The 17,726-nt window shown below is 43.9% G+C and carries 13 protein-coding genes; 8 read left to right on the top strand and 5 right to left on the bottom strand.

From position 1 onward, the window contains the following. The first annotated feature begins 232 nt into the window (after positions 1-232). Entirely contained in the window at positions 233-1,390 is a 1,158-nt protein-coding gene (locus L2748_RS02265; protein WP_246616090.1) for an alpha/beta hydrolase-fold protein, read from the top strand. 67 nt (positions 1,391-1,457) lie between these two features. Here the strand turns inward: L2748_RS02265 and L2748_RS02260 are convergent, their stop codons facing one another. Beyond that, complete coding sequence (locus L2748_RS02260; protein ID WP_220779672.1) at positions 1,458-2,504, bottom strand: murein transglycosylase domain-containing protein; 1,047 nt, start codon at positions 2,502-2,504, stop codon at positions 1,458-1,460. Between the two features lie 498 nt (positions 2,505-3,002). Next, positions 3,003-3,470 (bottom strand): hypothetical protein, encoded by a 468-nt coding sequence (locus L2748_RS02255; protein WP_220779674.1) that lies wholly within the window; start codon positions 3,468-3,470, stop codon positions 3,003-3,005. A gap of 385 nt (positions 3,471-3,855) precedes the next feature. Between L2748_RS02255 and L2748_RS02250 the strand changes: the two genes are divergently transcribed. The 3 genes from L2748_RS02250 to L2748_RS02240 are packed head-to-tail and all read left to right on the top strand — an operon-like array spanning position 3,856 to position 8,192. Beyond that, complete coding sequence (locus L2748_RS02250) at positions 3,856-5,124, top strand: HlyD family secretion protein (RefSeq protein ID WP_220779676.1); 1,269 nt, start codon at positions 3,856-3,858, stop codon at positions 5,122-5,124. Beyond that, the gene (locus L2748_RS02245; RefSeq protein ID WP_246616091.1) at positions 5,117-5,824 is read left to right on the top strand and encodes an ABC transporter ATP-binding protein; all 708 of its coding nucleotides are present in this window, start codon (positions 5,117-5,119) and stop codon (positions 5,822-5,824) included. The genes L2748_RS02250 and L2748_RS02245 overlap by 8 nt, the downstream gene beginning before the upstream one ends. Beyond that, complete coding sequence (locus L2748_RS02240) at positions 5,814-8,192, top strand: FtsX-like permease family protein (protein ID WP_220779678.1); 2,379 nt, start codon at positions 5,814-5,816, stop codon at positions 8,190-8,192. The genes L2748_RS02245 and L2748_RS02240 overlap by 11 nt, the downstream gene beginning before the upstream one ends. Positions 8,193-9,053: 861 nt before the next feature. On the opposite strand, the gene hutI is transcribed toward L2748_RS02240, so the two are convergent. Beyond that, on the bottom strand, positions 9,054-10,280 hold the full coding sequence (gene hutI / locus L2748_RS02235; protein ID WP_220779680.1) for an imidazolonepropionase: 1,227 nt from the start codon (positions 10,278-10,280) through the stop codon (positions 9,054-9,056). Between the two features lie 165 nt (positions 10,281-10,445). On the opposite strand from hutI, the gene hutC reads away from it, so the two are divergent. The 3 genes from hutC (at position 10,446) to hutH (ending at position 14,485) form a co-directional block, all read left to right on the top strand. Then, positions 10,446-11,150 (top strand): histidine utilization repressor, encoded by a 705-nt coding sequence (gene hutC / locus L2748_RS02230; protein WP_220779682.1) that lies wholly within the window; start codon positions 10,446-10,448, stop codon positions 11,148-11,150. 97 nt (positions 11,151-11,247) lie between these two features. Beyond that, positions 11,248-12,912, top strand: coding sequence for a urocanate hydratase (hutU, locus tag L2748_RS02225; protein ID WP_220779684.1), 1,665 nt, complete (start codon positions 11,248-11,250; stop codon positions 12,910-12,912). Positions 12,913-12,952: 40 nt separating this feature from the next. Beyond that, positions 12,953-14,485 (top strand): histidine ammonia-lyase, encoded by a 1,533-nt coding sequence (gene hutH, locus L2748_RS02220; protein WP_220779686.1) that lies wholly within the window; start codon positions 12,953-12,955, stop codon positions 14,483-14,485. Between the two features lie 446 nt (positions 14,486-14,931). Here hutH and L2748_RS02215 read toward each other — a convergent pair whose 3' ends face one another. Beyond that, positions 14,932-15,576, bottom strand: coding sequence for a DUF3157 family protein (locus L2748_RS02215; protein WP_220779688.1), 645 nt, complete (start codon positions 15,574-15,576; stop codon positions 14,932-14,934). A 331-nt stretch (positions 15,577-15,907) separates the two neighbouring features. Between L2748_RS02215 and L2748_RS02210 the strand changes: the two genes are divergently transcribed. Next, positions 15,908-16,150 carry a hypothetical protein gene (locus L2748_RS02210; protein ID WP_220779690.1) on the top strand — a complete coding sequence of 81 codons (243 nt, stop codon included), beginning with the start codon at positions 15,908-15,910 and terminating at the stop codon, positions 16,148-16,150. A gap of 127 nt (positions 16,151-16,277) precedes the next feature. Here the strand turns inward: L2748_RS02210 and L2748_RS02205 are convergent, their stop codons facing one another. Then, positions 16,278-17,429, bottom strand: coding sequence for an iron-containing alcohol dehydrogenase (locus L2748_RS02205; protein WP_220779692.1), 1,152 nt, complete (start codon positions 17,427-17,429; stop codon positions 16,278-16,280). Positions 17,430-17,726 lie beyond the last annotated feature (297 nt).

The raw sequence follows: 17,726 nt of genomic DNA, 5'->3' as shown, positions 1-17,726 counted from the left end.
GTGTAGTCACGTTGTGTACGTTTACTGCGGATTGCACCTGAGGGTTTCATAGATAAGTCTCCAAAGTGTCAACTTATCTCAGGACGGGACACTGGCAAAAGTTACTGAGTTATAACTTAAAAGTCGGCTTTTTATACACAGTAAAGTCACTATTGGCATTTGATACAGAGTTGTCGAGTCAAGATTCAACTGTTAGCTTGTGTAATTGATTTAGAAATTCAAGGAATGAATAGTGAAAAAACTACTTATCTTAGCCTGTATGCTGCAGTTGATTAGTATTCAAGTATTGGCGGCCTCAAAACTGATAGCAGAAAATACCGAGTTACTAACGGTCAATTCGAACCTAATCGAAAAGGCTGATTTTGTGGTGACCTTGCCACCTAGCTATGGCAAAAAGCCTGATAAACAATATGTGGTGCTACTTGGCTTGCATCCTCGAAGTCACGCTTTACTTGCTGGTATGCATGACTGGATGAGCCATAACGGTGACTGGCCTTGGCTAGAAACCATTATTGTTACCGCGCCAGATGGTCATCAAGGTTTTGGCGAGTTAAAAGTTGCAGCGATAAAAGAGCAGGGCAATCAAAAACTACTCGATTATTTTGAGCAAGACCTACTGCCAGCTATTGATAACAAGTACCGCACTAATGGCTTTCGCATTTTTAATGGTTTTGTTGGTGATGCAGGGCTTGGGTTGTACACCTTGATTAACCGTCCAAGCCTGTTTAATGCCTACTTTGCGGCAAGCCCTGCACTAAGCCAAGATTTTGCCTATGTCATCAAAGATGCACCGAAAAAGCTTGCTGCTATGCAAGGTAAATCGCGGTTTTTGTTTATGAGTAGTAGCGATAGCAGTCATGATCAACAGCAACTCGCTACATTTACAGAAATGGAAGCCATTGTTAAAGCCAATGCTAATGAGACTTTAGATTATCGTATTAAGCGTTTTGACGGCAGTTACTACATGACTCAGCCGGTGCTGGCTGCAGCCTATGGTATTGAAGCCTTGTTTGATGACTACCACCAAGCGTTAGCAGCAGATTCAGAGATTTCAAAGCAAGGTCCACAAGCGATTGTCGCGCATTATCGCTATTTATCGGAGCAAAAATACGGTTTTAAAGTGCCCGCAACTGGCTCACTCATCAAGCTAGGTAATAGCTACCTTGAAACTGAACCGACTAAGGCGATTGAAGTATATAAGGTGGCAATCACTGATGACCCGAACACCGTCTCCGCCTATGACGCCGTGGCAGGGGCTTATGCAAAGCTAGGGGATTTTGAACAAGCGATAAAGTATCAAGGATTAGCGCTAGATAAAACTAACCACTCTTTTTATAAAAAGAAGTATTCGCAAAAGTTGGCTGAGTATAAGCAGCAGAGCAAGCTGTAATGGATTAGTTCTGTGAAAACCAAAACGATAGCCTTGTGGCTATCGTTTTACGTTAAGTTTAGCCCGATTATAGGTATTTCTTCTGTCGACTACTGACCTTTTTCAAATAGTTACGGGTTTCTTCGCGGTTATGGCGGTGAGTTAAAAACCAATAAAACTCGCTAACGGTCATCTTATTAATCCGCGCTAACGCTTTGGTGCGATTGCCGCGTGAGTCTAAGCTTTTCCACAGATTCCCAGCACCGCCGTTATAGCTAGAGATCACCGCATACTCGCGTTTTTTAGGATGGGTGATCCCCTTAAGGTAACGGCTTGAAAGGATCTTTAAATAGCCTGTGCCTACCTCAATATTTTTTGCCGGATCATAAAGGTAAGCCGATGACGGCGTATGTTTATAACCTTGGATTAAATTGAAGTAATCGCGCCCAGCGGTATTGGCCTTAATCTGCATTAAACCAAGCGCATTAGAGCGTGAACGCGCCAGTGGGTTAAACGAGCTTTCAGTCTCGATAATTGCCATGATCAAATCGGTACTAATACCATGTTTACGACTGGCACTGCGGGCATAATTAATATACTTATTACCGGCAATTGTGGTGTGCTCTTTCACCATGTGAATCGCCACTTGAAAGCGCGAGTTGCTGCGTTTGCTCTTGCTGACTAAGTAATCGGCATAGCGCGATGCACGCCATTCAAACTCAATGGCTTTGCCGTCTTTATCGAGCACTTGCCCCCAAAAGAACGGCTTTTTCTTTTTGCTGATTAAGCCAAAGTCTTCAGCGGTTTGCGCATCAATAACAGTTGGATCAATTTGGGTTAATAGCACCTGTACCACAGCCTCTTTAAGCTGCGCTTTAGTTCGGGTTTCTACCAAGATCAAACCTCGTTTAAAGTCGACGTAGGTCGAGGCTTGTTCGGTATCCTTATACACCAAAACCGATGGCACGATTGGCCTTGAGTAAGAGTCTTGCCCCTGATATTCCAGTAGCAGCGCTGCAACATCGTCTTCGTAGTCGTTTAAGTCTAATACACTACTAGCATTGGCGAAGCTTGCGAGTGTTATCGCAATGACGCTGCAGAAAATGACAACGAGTTGGCAGAGGTATTTAGACATTTATCAGAGGGTTAGGTTTGGTATGTTTTGATTATACCTTGATTGACTATGTGCCACATAGTTGAGGTTTGATTTTTCAAACTTTGAGAAAGCTATAGAAGCCTATAGTTAGACTGCGTCTAACACAAAGTCGTGAGCTTCCAGCTCACACTTGGCCAAAAGGGGAACAACAGCTTCCCCTCTTGGCCATTTCTTTCATAAAGAGTCCCAGCCGCCCCGACGAAGTTGTTGATCCTCAGTCATTTTCGAAAATTGCTATCGCCTCATATTCGCCATCCATGGCTCACCCGATTGTCTTCAATGACCTCAGCAACTCCGATGGGGAATAGCTGTTTTCTATAACTTCTGAGTGAGTGTTCGTTTTATTCTTGTTCTTCTTTCAGTAAACGCAAAACTTGAAGGTGGGTGCTTTTCTAATCCAGTGCAGGTGCAGCTTAGGCCTTTGATGGCATAGCTTTTAAATAATGGACACGCCTTTAGGAGGCTGATAACCAGAGTCTAATAGGTACTATAGCTTCTAGCATTATCGTTTTCGCTCAATAGAGCTCTAATTAGAGCATCTTTTTGCTTTAAATTTGGCACCATAGCTTCAAACTGACTGAGCATTGGAGTGGGTAAGTTATCGTACAAAATTAAATAGGGCTTATCTAACTGTAAAGTCGGCAGAGATTTGGCTAGCATGTCATTGTTGGTTGAAAAAAGCTCAGTACTTTTAGTCCATTGGACAGTAAGGTCAACTAAAAGGGGGTCGTTATCTAAGGTTTGCAGATAGGCGGCTGCGTCACTTTTAGTAAGAAATTCTTGTTTGTTAGTATCATAAACATAAAGAGCTGGAAATTTATGTTTTTGTTTTGGTGCTGCGTTATCTAAAAGGGTCGATTTGTTATGTGGCCCTAGAGTGGTTAGCTGACTAGCTGTTGCTGAGTGGGATAAAAGCAATAGAGATAATAAAAATAGAATACGCATATTAGGTCTCAAATTTGGGTTTACATAAAGGGAGGAAGCCTCCCTTTGATTTTATATTTTGTCTAGCCGATAGTGTCGTAGCACTCTAAAACCCCATCTTTCACTTCACAACAGATTGCTCCACCTCCCCCGCCTGGGCCTATGTCTGTACATGATGCCATAACAGTTTGAGAGCTAAAGGCGAGAACAGCTAAAAGTAAAAGTGATTTATACATTTTTCATCCTTGATTTAATAAAGTTAATTGGTTGGAGATACATCCTTATTCTCCACTTTCTAAACTAGCTATTGTCGATGCGGTGTGTCAACAGTTTGTTGTAAACTTGTTTTGTTGTTGGTAATTTCGTATTGTTGGTTGTTAGTAGCGCAATTAAATGGAATTTGATTATGTTTGATATCCCTAAGGATAGGAGTCCGCTAAATAAAGCCAGTTGGTCTTTGCTTGTTGTCATTGCTGTAGCTTGCGCTATTTTGATTGCCTTTTTAAGTCGTCAGGCTTTCTCTTCCAGTGCCACGGATAGCCGTTCACTCATTTCAAGTGTCGAAAATGCATCTCTACATATTTCCATTTCTGGCTATGGCAAGTTTGTGCCAAAAACTCAACGCGGCATTAATGCCTTAAGTGGGGGGCACATTGTTGAAGTGTTTAAAAAGCCCGGTAATTTGGTTGGAAAAGGCGAAATTATCTTGAGCTTAAATAACCCAAAACTACTTAGATTATTAGAAACAAGTGAGTTGGCATTACTTGAAGAACAAGCCAACCAACAAAGAGTTGAGGCCGAGTCCGCTCAAGAAATAGAAGACCAACGAGGCAAAATTCGTTTAGCCAAAGTCAAGCTGGCTTTAGCTGATGCTGAATTGAATGCTCATAAAAAACTAAAAGATAACCAAGTTATTTCGACCTTAGACTTACACAAAGCTCAGGTTGCTTGGGAGCAAGAAGATGCCATACTCAAAATGGAGTTAAGCCGTTATCAAACACTCACTAAAACCCGGCAAGCAATAGAAGACTCTGCGCGTTATCGTCTAGAGAAAGCCATTAAACAAAAAGAGCTATTGGCATCTGAAGTTGAGCAACTTAATGTGCGCGCGAGTATGGCTGGCATGTTAACTGAGTTAGCTGATGAGCTTGAGGTTGGCCGCCATGTTGAGGAGGGGCAAGCCGTTGGCATGATAGCCGATCTCTCCTCTTATTATGCTCGAATCAATATTACTGCTGCCGATGCTGAATATGTCAGTCTAGGTTTAATGAGTAAAGTTCAGTTTAAGGGAATAGAGATAAACGGCAAAGTATCTCGTGTTGATCCCACAGTAAACAACGGTAGCGTTGAAATAGATATTAGTTTTGATGGTGTATTACCAACTGCAGTCAGACCAAATATCGATGTAACAGCTGCTGTGGATATTGCTGAGCATCATGACATATTAGTTGTTGCAAGACCTGCTGGAGTCATTCGTGCTCATCGTGAGTATCCGTTATTTGTATGGGATCAAAATCAAACATATTTTCAGAGACGTAATATCATGATTGGCGATATCGCAGATGAGCAGATGCAGGTGTTAGCAGGGCTCTATGTTGGCGATAAAATTTTGCTTAACGTCCCTAAAAACCGCGAGAACTCAGCTCAAATTATCATGGAAGATATTTATGAATAACTGCGTTATAGCGCTTGCTAATTTAAATAAATCCTTTGTTAACGGTGCTGGCGGCAACCATGTTCTAAAGCAGATAAACCTTGCTGTTTTAAGCGGTGAAATGGTGGCAATTTTGGGCCAATCTGGTAGTGGAAAATCAACCTTACTATCGATAATGGGCTTATTAGATAGCGCGGATTCAGGCCAATATCACCTATGTGGCCAAGATGTCAGTACATTTAGTGCTTATCAAATGAGTCAGTTGCGAAATAATCACATCGGTTGGGTCTTTCAGAACTTTAACCTAATAGCAGATATGACCGTCGCGGAGAATCTAGCTGTTCCTTTAAGTTTTAACCCTGAAATTAAACCTGCAGATTACCAGACAAAGATTAGCTATGTATTACAAAAGGTCGGTCTCAGTGATAAAACGGCTTTTTATCCTAATGAACTCTCTGGTGGTCAACAACAGCGAGTAGCAATAGCTAGGGCATTGATTTGTCAGCCAGATATTATTTTATGTGATGAACCAACAGGTAACTTAGATTCGAGTAATTCAGATAATGTGATGGAGTTGCTTTGTGCCTTGCACCAAGAGGGGCGTACGGTATTGATTATCACACATGATCCTGCTGTTGCAGCTTATTGCCAAAAAGCGTACAAAATTCATGATGGAGAAATAGCGGAAGTTTCTTCACAGGAGTTTAAGCATGCTGTTTGATGTTATCTATGGTTGGCGTAAGTGGCGAGAGCAGCGTGGATTCTGGAGCTTGTTGGTTGTTAGTCTTTGTTTTTTTTGCTGTCTAATTGGTTTGGTCGTTAACCTATTTTGGCTATTAAGTAGTGATCGTCCAAAGTGGGTTGCTAATCAGCAAGCTATGATGACGATTGCGAAAAAGGATCTTAGTGGCAATTTGCAGCCCTCGTCTGGCTATGATATCGATTTGGTGCAACGACTAGCGGGTGTTGAAAGGGTCGCGAGTATAGCGATCGAATCGAGCTCGGTCAGTTTAGGTCTAAAAGAATTACCAAAAGTAACCATTGGGTTTTACTCCCAAAGTGCACTCGATTTACTTGGCTTGGCAGCTCCTTTTTCGCTGCAAAATTTTGAGGCTAAAAAAGGCATAGTGTCTCAGCGTTTTTGGCAGCAGCATCTAGAGTCTCAATCTGCATTATCTGATACTCGTTTATATTATCGAGATAGCGCCTTTCTTTTGGCGGGGGTGGCACCGCAGTCGATGCAACGTTTGGGGGATGCTGATGTTGATATCTGGCTACCAGACTCATATTTGCAGCTTAAGGTTCCGGACATGTTTGTTGATAATCCGCAACTTTATCTGAATACGCTAAGTAACCGCTATGGCTTTGCTTTATTGAGTAAGCAAGCAGATGTTGCGCTATTGCAGCATGCGTATCGAGATTTGCGGCGCCAAACGCCTTGGCCTGAAGGTGGGTTTTCTGACAAATATTATCAGCCTTGGTTAATCAGTGGCATGGAGCTAAATCCAAATGGACGTCAGTTGTTGCAGAGGCAAGCTTGGATACTCGTTGGTCTGCTTGTTGGTTTTGGTTTTATTATTTTTAGTGGCATCGTTTCAGCTTATTCACAACAAGGTATAGCTCGCCATGCTGAAATGAGTTTGAAGTTGGCGTTAGGAGCTAATAGGCGAGGACTAATTGTACAGCTATTAAGGGAGAATCTTCCGGCTCTATTTTTAGTTGCAGGTTTTAGTCCATTGCTTGGCTTGGTTATCACTCACTTTGTCGGCAACATAAGCGTTTATCAGAAGTATTTTGTCGAAGGTATAGATTTCAATATTTGGCTTTGGCTTATTGCTGTTATTTGTTCGTTGTCACTATTTATTGTTTGTGCATTAATGCCGTTGCTTGGTTCTTTAAATACGCTTTTTTCTCGTGGTAAACAGAGTCATATGACTAAGCTGCAGCTTGGCACTAAAAAGCTAATATTGGTGTTACAGTTAGCGGTGATAACCGCTGTGATGATGATATCGTTAAGCCTGATGTATCAAGAGCTACAAAAATATTCGTCAGTGGCTATCGCAAAGGATGTTGTTAGCTATCAACCCAGAGTGGATGGTCGTTTAAGTGTCATGTTAACGGTTGAGCAATTTGAAGGAAATTGGAGTGTGGGAGATTCGCCAATTGCTTTATCTTCGGCTCAATTCACGCAATTAGGAGCACCATCCTTAAAGTATCAGCCACAGACGGGGGAGATGCCTGAAAAGCCAATTAATGGCTTATATGTTTCACATAACTTTTTTAGCTTGCTTGGTATCCCAGCTTTATATCGAGGCCAATTGGCTGAAAATGCAGTAATCATTAATCGCACTATGGCGATGCAGCTAGCAATTGAGTTAGGTTTAAATGATTGGCGGGCGGCGAAAGACGTAGCCTTAAAGGTGACAGGTTTTTATTATGAAAAGCAGGTGAGAGTTGCGGGGATAGTGAATGACTCTCCCCATTTTGGTATTGCCAATGAGGCTAAACCACTCATTTACTTGAGCCTTAAAGATCAAAACCCGTTACTTGCTAGCCGTATTGCTCCAGTTTTTTACAGCAATGAGGGTAATAGCGAGGCGATTGCATCTCACTTAAATGACTGGGCTTTATTGTTATCTCCTAAACTTCGTTATGCCGAAGGGCGTAGTGTGATAGAACAGATTGAAGACACAGATACAGCAGGTAAATTACTGTTTTTAACTTCTAGCACTATGGCGTTACTGATCCTATTTTTAGTGGTGTTTACCCTGTATAACAAATTTAGTTATGCGGTAAAAAGCGAACAATTAAAATGGGCAATAATGTTGGCAGTTGGAGGCAAAAAACAAGTCTTAATTGCCCGTATGATATGGACAAACCTACTATTGTCTTTGTTGGCCATTATGCTAACTATTGGCCTGTTTATTCTATTAGAGGGCTATAGTTTGTCATTGGTTAATGTTTCACTGTTTCAACCTCTAATATGGGGAATATGCATTGTAACCACTTTGTGTTTCATCATAGTTATTACGTTATGGGCAGCTAGAGGCGTATTGAGACAGAATATTAGCGCGTTACTTAGAGGTTAGAGCTTTTTGTTAGATTTCATCTAACAACCCAAACAATGGGATTCCACCTCACACTCGGGTAAAAGGGGAACAACAGCTTCTCCTCTTGGCCATTTCTTTCATAAAGAGTCCGAGCCGCCCCGACGAAGTTGTTGATCCTCATGCTCCAATAAAAATCGCCTAACGGCTCTGATGGACATCCATGTCCCTCCGAGCCTGAACCATCATCCATGATGGTTCTACGGCATTCTTGAAGGTGAAGAGTTCTCTACGGATCTCGGCAACTCCGATGGGGAATTGGCGTTTCCTGTTGCAATGGTGGGCAGCTATTACTGCCTTCTGATATTTAAGACACTACAGTGAAATGATTGTGCTTTTCTAACTCAGTGTAGATGCGGCTTAGGCCTTCGAAAACATGGATGTTTTCGCAGAGCGGTCAGGGACGACGTAAAGCGTGCCTAAGAAGTGTCTGCACATACGCCTGCTGCAAGCAATTAGCTGCATCAGATGTAGAAAGTCACAACAGAGGTGGTTAGATACAAAAAACAGAAACAGTTAAGCTGCTGTGCTTAAACGGCAGAAGCCACCGTAGCTAAATGATTGTGCTTTTCTAATCCAGTGTAGATGCGGCTTAGGCCTTCGAAAACATGGATGTTTTCGTAGAGCGGTCAGGGCCAGCTCTGTTATGAAGAGAAAAAGCGTGCCTAAGAAGTGTCTGCACATACGCCTGCTGCAAGCAATTAGCTGCATCAGATGCTAACAGCAACTGATAAACCATATTGGAAGCACCGCAGTTTGCAGGCCGAAAAAGGCAGAAGCCACCATAGCCTAATGGTGGCACCCAAAACGATGAAGCATGCCTCATCGCTCAGGCATTCCCACCTATTGGTGTACTAGGTGACCATTTTTCACCACATCCACGCACGAGGCCACACCATAGGTGTACGCCAACTCCGCTGGCGTGCTGATATTCCACATGCAGAAATCGGCGGTCATGCCGACCTCAATAACGCCAACTTTATCTTCAATGCCCAAGGCTTTGGCGGCATTGCGGGTCATGCCTGTTAGCGCTTCTTCTGGAGTTAAACGCAGTAAGGTACAAGCCATATTAAGCATTAATAGGCTTGAGCAAAGTGGCGATGAGCCTGGGTTGTAATCGCTGGCAACCACCATAGGCACCTTGTATTTACGCAGTAAATCGATAGGTGGGTGCTGGGTTTCACGTAAAAAGTAAAATGCGCCGGGTAATAGCGTGGCGCAGGTGCCACTTTCGCTTAGGGCTTTTACGCCGTCTTCATCTAGGTATTCAATATGATCAACTGACTTGGCGCCTAGCTTAGCGGCTAGCGCTGAGCCACCCATGTTAGATAACTGCTCGGCATGGAGCTTGATTTGTAGACCAGCGGCTTTGGCGGCGCTAAGTACGCGTTCGGTTTGCTCAAGGTTAAAGGCGATATTTTCGCAAAATACATCGACTGCATCGGCAAGATCTTCGGCAATCACTTTCGGCAGCATCTCGTTGATCACTAAGTCTACATAAGCATCACTATCATGTTTATATTCTGGTGGGATCGCGTGCGCGCCTAAAAAGGTGGTTTTTACATCCACATGGTGGTGTTTGCCTAGCTCACGGGCAACGCGGAGGATCTTCAGTTCGGTTTCGATATCTAAGCCGTAACCTGACTTGATTTCCACTGTGGTGACACCTTCTTTAGCCAGTGCGTTTAGGCGTTGGCGACCAAGCTCAAATAACTCGGCTTCGTCGGCTTCACGACAGGCGTTAACGGTTGAAATGATGCCGCCGCCACTGCGAGCGATCTCTTCATAACTGGCACCTTGCAGGCGCAATTCAAATTCATTGGCGCGATTGCCGGCAAACACTAAGTGAGTGTGGGCATCAATTAACCCCGGGGTGATCCAACCGCCTTTGCCTTTGTAGATTGGCGTGGCGAATACATCAAATTCTGGCAGGTCGCTGCGTTTACCGACCCAAGCAATTTTACCATCTTGAACCGCAAGGGCTGCATCGGTAATTGCACCGTAAGGCTCTGAAATATTTGGCGACATTGTAGCGATATTGATATCTATCCAGACTTGATCCCACGACATGATGCAGTTCTCTTTTTGGTTGCTTTTTGCTGTATAGGAATACTAACACTAAAAATAATTTGTGAGCTAGCTTGTATTTACTTGTATATACAAGCTAGGATTGTAGCCGAGTTTTTGAGCACGTTAAACAAAAAGCACCTAAAGATAGCGACAATAGGATGGCCAATGGCAACGCCAAAATTTGAAGAGATCAAGCAATACATTTTAACGCAAATTGAATCAGGCGAATGGGCTGAAGACAGCCGCGTGCCTTCTGAAAACCAGCTGTCGGAACTATTTAGTTGCAGTCGCATGACGGCGCGCCGTGCATTAACGGAGTTAACAGAGTCGGGTGTGTTAGAACGCTCTCAAGGCTTAGGGACTTTCGTTGCAGGGCTTAAAACTCAGTCTTCGATGATGGTTATTCGCAATATTGCCGATGAGATAAAAGACCGTGGTCATGGTTATAGCGTGCAGCAAGTGCTGCTGACGCAAACAGTCGCAACCGGCGCGATTGCCATAGCCTTAGGGCTTGAAGAAGGCAGCCAAGTTTACCAATCAGTATTAGTGCACTGCGAGCAAGGTACGCCGCTGCAACTAGAAGAACGTTTCGTTAACCCTAGATTAGTGCCTGAATATTTAGACCAAGATTTTACCAAGCAAACTCCCCACGAATACTTGTCGATGGTGGCTCCGCTAACTGAAGCTAAGCACACCATTGAAGCCAAAATGGCTGATATAGCTCAACTGGCGCTGCTGGAAATTGCCGCTGTTGAGCCTTGTTTACAGATCACTCGCCGCACTTGGTCGCGCCAAGGTGTGGTGAGTTTTGCACGTTTAGTGCACCCAGGAAGTCGTTTTAGATTAGGTGGTCATCTGACGTTTAGTTAGCGCCAGTTGCACACGGCTCATAGAGCAAAGCAGTAAATATAAAAGCTTCACAAGCAGATAAGAAAAACATAAAAACAAATTGAACGAGGTAGTACCGATGGATAAGAGACACGATCCGAGCCGCCGCATTATCGCGCCGACAGGAACCGAGCTAAGCTGCAAAAGCTGGCTGACCGAAGCACCGCTGCGTATGTTGATGAACAACCTACACCCTGATGTGGCCGAGCGTCCTGAAGACTTGGTGGTTTATGGCGGTATTGGCCGTGCGGCCCGTGACTGGGAGTGCTACGACAAAATCGTTGAAGTACTGCAACGTCTTGAAGAAGACGAAACGCTGATGGTGCAGTCAGGTAAGCCGGTTGGGGTATTTAAAACCCACAGCAATGCACCTCGTGTGATCATCGCTAACTCAAACCTAGTACCGCATTGGGCTAACTGGGAACACTTTAATGAGTTAGATAAAAAAGGTTTGGCTATGTATGGCCAGATGACCGCGGGTTCTTGGATTTACATCGGCTCACAAGGCATTGTGCAAGGCACATACGAGACCTTTGTGGCTATGGCTAAGCAGCACTTTAATGGCTCATCTGCTGGCAAGTGGATCTTAACTGGCGGCCTAGGTGGCATGGGGGGGGCGCAACCGCTAGCTGGCACTATGGCGGGTTACTCGGTATTGACCTGTGAAGTGGATGAGACTCGCATCGATTTCCGTCTACGTACTCGTTATGTCGACAAGAAAGCCACTACCCTTGATGAAGCGTTGGCAATGATCGATGAAGCTAATAAGAGCGGTAAGCCTGTTTCTGTTGGTCTATTAGCTAACGCGGCTGACGTATTTGCCGAGCTAGTTGAGCGCGGCATTACCCCAGATGTGGTGACTGACCAAACATCGGCGCACGATCCGCTAAACGGTTATTTGCCGCAAGGTTGGACGTTAGAGCAAGCCATCGAGATGCGTAAAACTGACGAAGCTGCTGTGGTTAAAGCGGCGAAGCAGTCAATGGCTGTACAAGTTAAGGCGATGCTAGCACTGCAAGCTGCAGGCGCGGCGACGACTGATTACGGTAACAACATCCGTCAAATGGCATTTGAAGAAGGTGTTGAAAACGCATTCGACTTCCCAGGTTTCGTGCCTGCCTATGTACGACCATTGTTCTGTGAAGGTATTGGTCCGTTCCGCTGGGTAGCGCTTTCTGGCGATCCGGAAGATATCTACAAGACCGACGCTAAAGTAAAAGAGCTTATTCCTGACAATCCACACCTACATAACTGGCTGGATATGGCACGTGAACGCATTGCGTTCCAAGGTTTACCATCGCGCATCTGTTGGGTAGGTCTAAAAGACCGTGCTCGTTTGGCACTCGCCTTTAACGAAATGGTTAAAAATGGCGAACTTTCTGCGCCAGTAGTGATTGGTCGCGATCACTTAGATTCTGGCTCTGTTGCTAGCCCGAACCGTGAAACCGAATCTATGCTTGATGGCTCTGATGCGGTATCAGATTGGCCATTAATGAATGCACTGCTGAATACGGCAAGTGGCGCAACTTGGGTATCGCTGCATCACGGTGGTGGTGTAGGTATGGGCTTTAGTCAGCACTCAGGTGTAGTCATTGTGGCTGATGGTACTGATGATGCGGCAGCGCGCTTAGATCGCGTGCTGTGGAATGACCCTGCAACGGGCGTAATGCGTCACGCCGATGCAGGTTACGATATCGCTAAAAATTGTGCAAAAGAGCAGGGCCTAGACCTGCCAATGCTATAAGCCGCTCATACCGAGCAGTATAAGAATAAGAGGCATTTAAATGAGTCATTTAGTATTAACTCCGGGTACCTTAACCCTTGCGCAAATCCGTGAAATTAGCCGCGGTAAAGTCACACTAGAACTAGCCGAAAGCGCTATCGCTGACATCAATACTAGCGCTGGCTTAGTGCAGCAAGTATTGGATGAAGGCCGCACGGTTTACGGCATCAACACCGGCTTTGGTCTGCTTGCCAACACTAAGATTGCTGCTGATGATTTACAGCTGCTACAACGCTCAATCGTATTGTCGCACGCTGCAGGTACTGGCCAATACATGCAAGACGCCACAGTGCGCTTGATGATGGTATTAAAGATTAACTCGCTAAGCCGTGGTTTCTCTGGCATTCGTTTAGAGGTGATCAACTTCCTTATCGCTTTGGTTAACGCGGGAGTTTATCCATGTGTGCCAGAGAAAGGTTCTGTGGGGGCGTCGGGCGACTTAGCGCCGCTATCTCACATGTGTTTGCCACTACTTGGCGAAGGCGAGATGAGCTATCAAGGTGAGCTAATCACTGCGGCTGAAGGTCTAGAAATTGCTGGGCTTAAGCCAATCGAACTGGCTGCAAAAGAAGGCTTAGCCTTGCTTAACGGTACGCAAGCGTCAACGGCATTGGCACTGGAAGGCCTGTTTAACGCAGAAGATCTGTTTGCAGCAAGCTCTGTGATCGGCGCTATGAGCGTTGAAGCGGCAATGGGCAGTCGTAGCCCGTTTGATCCACGTATTCACGCGGCTCGCGGCCAAAAAGGTCAGATTGATTCAGCTGCTGTGTTCCGTCACTTGCTTGGCGATGAGTCTGAGATCAGCCTAGATCATGTTAACTGTGAAAAGGTACAAGATCCGTATTCACTGCGTTGTCAGCCACAGGTATTGGGTGCATGTTTGACTCAAATTCGTCATGCGGCAGAAGTGTTGGGCACTGAAGCGAACGGCGTTACTGATAACCCATTAGTGTTCCAAGACACAGGCGATATTATTTCGGGCGGTAACTTCCACGCCGAGCCTGTAGCTATGGCTGCCGATAACTTGGCGATTGCGATTGCCGAGCTAGGCTCGATTGCTGAGCGTCGTATTGCGCTGCTTATCGATTCAAACTTATCTAAGCTGCCACCATTCTTGGTTGAAAACGGCGGAGTAAACTCAGGCTTTATGATTGCGCAGGTGACTGCCGCGGCATTGGCTTCAGAGAACAAGACTTACGCCCATCCAGCATCAGTAGATAGTTTACCAACATCGGCTAACCAAGAAGACCATGTGTCTATGGCAACCTTCGCGGCGCGCCGTCTGCGTGACATGTCTGAAAACACTCGCGGCGTATTGGCGGTTGAAGTTTTAGCTGCAGCGCAGGGCTTAGATTTCCGTGCACCATTACAGCCGAGTAAGGCTGTTGCACAAGCAAAAGCTGAGTTACGTGAGCTAGTGACTTACTACGATAAGGACCGTTTCTTTGGTCCTGATATTGAAGCGGCAACAGACCTACTGCTAACAGCAAGCTACAACGCTTACCTGCCAGCAGATATCTTGCCAAGCCTGTAAGTGGCTAATTAGCTAAGAAGAACCATTAGCAACAAAGAGCCTACGGGCTCTTTTTTTTGACTGTCGCTTAGTGAAAATATGCTTAGGTGTTTTTTTAAGCTGACTTTGATAGAAGTCTGTTGCTGACGGAAAAGTAGCGCCAGAATATTTTTAATTAATATTTAAAATGAAATCATCTGTATAATTTCGTGTGTAATATTTTAATTTGTGAGTTGTGTAATTGAGTTTGTAGTAATTTATCTGCGTTAGTGTGTGCTTACTTGTGTATCTGTTTTTATTTTTTGGTAGTTTTTTTTATGAATTTTTATCGTGATTTTTGTTGGTTAAATAAATGTTTTTAATTTAATGAAATAGCTAGAGGCAGGGGGCGATATATAAAAAGCCTGCTTGGATAAACCAAGCAGGCTTTTATTGTTCTATTGGTTGAAATTGTGTTTGGGGCGGTATTACATACGTGAATCCATCTCACCCATTTTCAAGCTCATTAACTGTTTGGTCCACTGAGCCTTATCGATGCCTTCTATCCAAAATACGCGGCTGTCGCGAGTTTGGCCTTTACGTAAGTAGGAGTCTGGCATTCTAAAAATGGCCTGCCATGCTTTGACATTCTCTTTCTTAATCAGAGTGCCAGAGTCAGCAAACAAGCTGATCTCTAGCTCTATCAGTACATAATGTTCTGTACTGTTACTGCTTAGCTCGAAAGTCAGTCCCAAGCGACCATCGTCATCCCATTGGCTGTTAGCAAAGCTAACTTTGACGCCGCTTTTGGCAGTAGATTTAAGTAGCGCAGATTGAGCGATAGCGCTAGAGGTGAGTGTTTCTTTAGTTGCAGCAGTGGGAGCATTTTCGGTAATTATTGCTGCGGTATTTTCTACCGTCGAAGCTGCAGCAACAGTTGCAGGTAAAGTTACTGGTACAGCGGCATCTGGCTTAGCTTGGCTTTCTAAAATAACGTATTCCCAAGTGAAATCATCATTGAGCTTTACGGTAGCACCATTCTCTAGGGTGACTCTTGTCACCTCTGCAGCAAAGGCTGGAATGGAGCAGATTAGTAACGCTATAGAGGCGTAGGTTCGTAGGGCTTTATACATGGCAATTAACCTATTTAAGTTGATTGCTCTAGCATAGACAAACTGCGATTGGATTAATACCGATTAGATTAAGAATCTGTTCATTCTGAGGGGATTCAAAGCACTGAAGGCAAGCCGGTAGCTAATATAGAGAGTTATCGTGCAACAGTGTTAAATTCATGATTAGACTGAACATAAGCTCAAACACTCTTTTCGCTGAACGGCGCCCTTGCTAGCTGGATGATAGCCATACTATCGATTACACTGCCTGCAAAATTTGAACAGCAGTTAACGTCATAAAATAAAAAAATATTGTGATTATAATTGTTGGAGCGTTATAAAGAAGGGAATCATGAAAGTATTAAATAGCATTATCATTACGACTATTTTTCTTGGGCTATCTTTTGTTGTTATAAATCTAATTATTGGTGCTGTTAAAACCGCAGACTATACCGAATCATGTGTTCATGTAGATAATCCCTTTTTCACCCAACACAACTTTTCCGGTAATACACCTTTCACTTCTTTTAAAGCGGGTAAATATCAAGCCAAAGGTTCGGTTATATATTGTAGAGCGTTTAATTACTTTAATTAAACGTTAAGTGATGGTTTTATCTATTATAGCGTGGAACTAATTCTTATAAGAACTGGCTATGAAAAAAGGGAAGGCTATGCCTTCCCTTTTTTATATTGATAAATATTTTAATTGTGCTGACTAATGCTTATAAACGCGCTTTAAAGATTTCGATGATTTCTTCAAGGCTTGCTTTACGTGGGTTAGTTAAAGAACATGCATCGTTTAGGGCGTTTTGCGCCATAAAGGCAAGTTTATCTTCTGTAACTCCTAAGTCTGCTAGGCGTTGTGCGGTACCTACTTGTTGCGAAAGCGCTTCGATTGCTGCAATACCGGCTTCAATCGCTTGCTCTTGGGTCATGTTTGATACATCTACGCCTATAGCTTTAGCGATATCAACAAAACGCGCAGGTGTGGCAACCGCGTTGAAACGTGATACTTCTGGAAGAAGAATTGCGTTACATAGACCGTGTACTAAGTCGTAAACACCACCGAGTTGGTGTGCCATAGAGTGCACATAACCAAGTGAAGCATTAGAGAATGCCATACCTGCAAGGTATTCACCGTATTGCATGGCATCACGTGCTTGGCGATCTTCACCGTTTTCAACTGCTGTGGCTAAGTTTTGTGAGATTAACTCAATAGCCTTGATAGCCGATGCATCAGTAATTGGCGTTGCTGCAGTAGAAACATAAGCTTCAACAGCGTGAGTTAACGCATCCATACCTGTCGCTGCCGTCAGGAACTTAGGCATAGCGACCATAAGCTCTGAATCGTTCACTGCAATAATAGGCGTGAAATGCTTATCTACAACTGGGTATTTAGTTTCATCAGCTTCGTTAGTGATGATGGCAAATACGGTCATTTCTGATGCAGTACCTGCGGTAGTATTAATGGTCACAAGCGGTAATTGTGGCTTCTTAGATGTGTGCACACCTTTTGAATAATCTCGAATATGGCCACCGTTGGCAGCAACTAATGCGATACCTTTTGCAGCGTCGTGTGAAGAGCCACCACCGAATGAAATAACAAAGTCACAGTTTTCTTGTGCGAGTAGGGCAAGGCCATCTTCGATGTTTTTTTCAGTTGGGTTTGGCTTTACACCATCATAAATTGCAAAGTCGATGTTATGGTTTTTAAGCTCATCAGTGAGTCGATTAATTAAGCCGATTTCAACTAATACGCTATCGGTAACAATAAGGGCTTTTTGCAGTTCTTTGCTTGTTAACTCGGCACCAAGAGATTGAATTGCATTTTGACCCATAAGCGTCATTGGAGGCATGTAAAATACGCTGCTCATAATATTTCCTTAATTTTTAAAATTTAAAATCAAATCGTTAAATAAAAAGCTGGATAGATTGAGAATAAAAAATTGACTAAAAGCACTTGCTGTAATGGGCTGTGCTCAATCGATGGAGCAGAGTTTACTCTTTCCATTTGGAATGATAATTGGTTTAAATTGAAAATGATTTTTACCAAATAGTAATAATGGTTTTATATCTATATATGGTTTATCGGTGGTAGGGCGTAAGCTTGATATAAACTAAGGGAAATCACTGCCTGAGCGAGCAGGCAGAACTGTAGCAAGATAAAAGGG

It is taken from the genome of Shewanella sairae, from assembly GCF_023283535.1.
GTDB lineage: Bacteria > Pseudomonadota > Gammaproteobacteria > Enterobacterales > Shewanellaceae > Shewanella > Shewanella sairae.
This window is presented reverse-complemented; position numbering and strand designations above follow the sequence as displayed.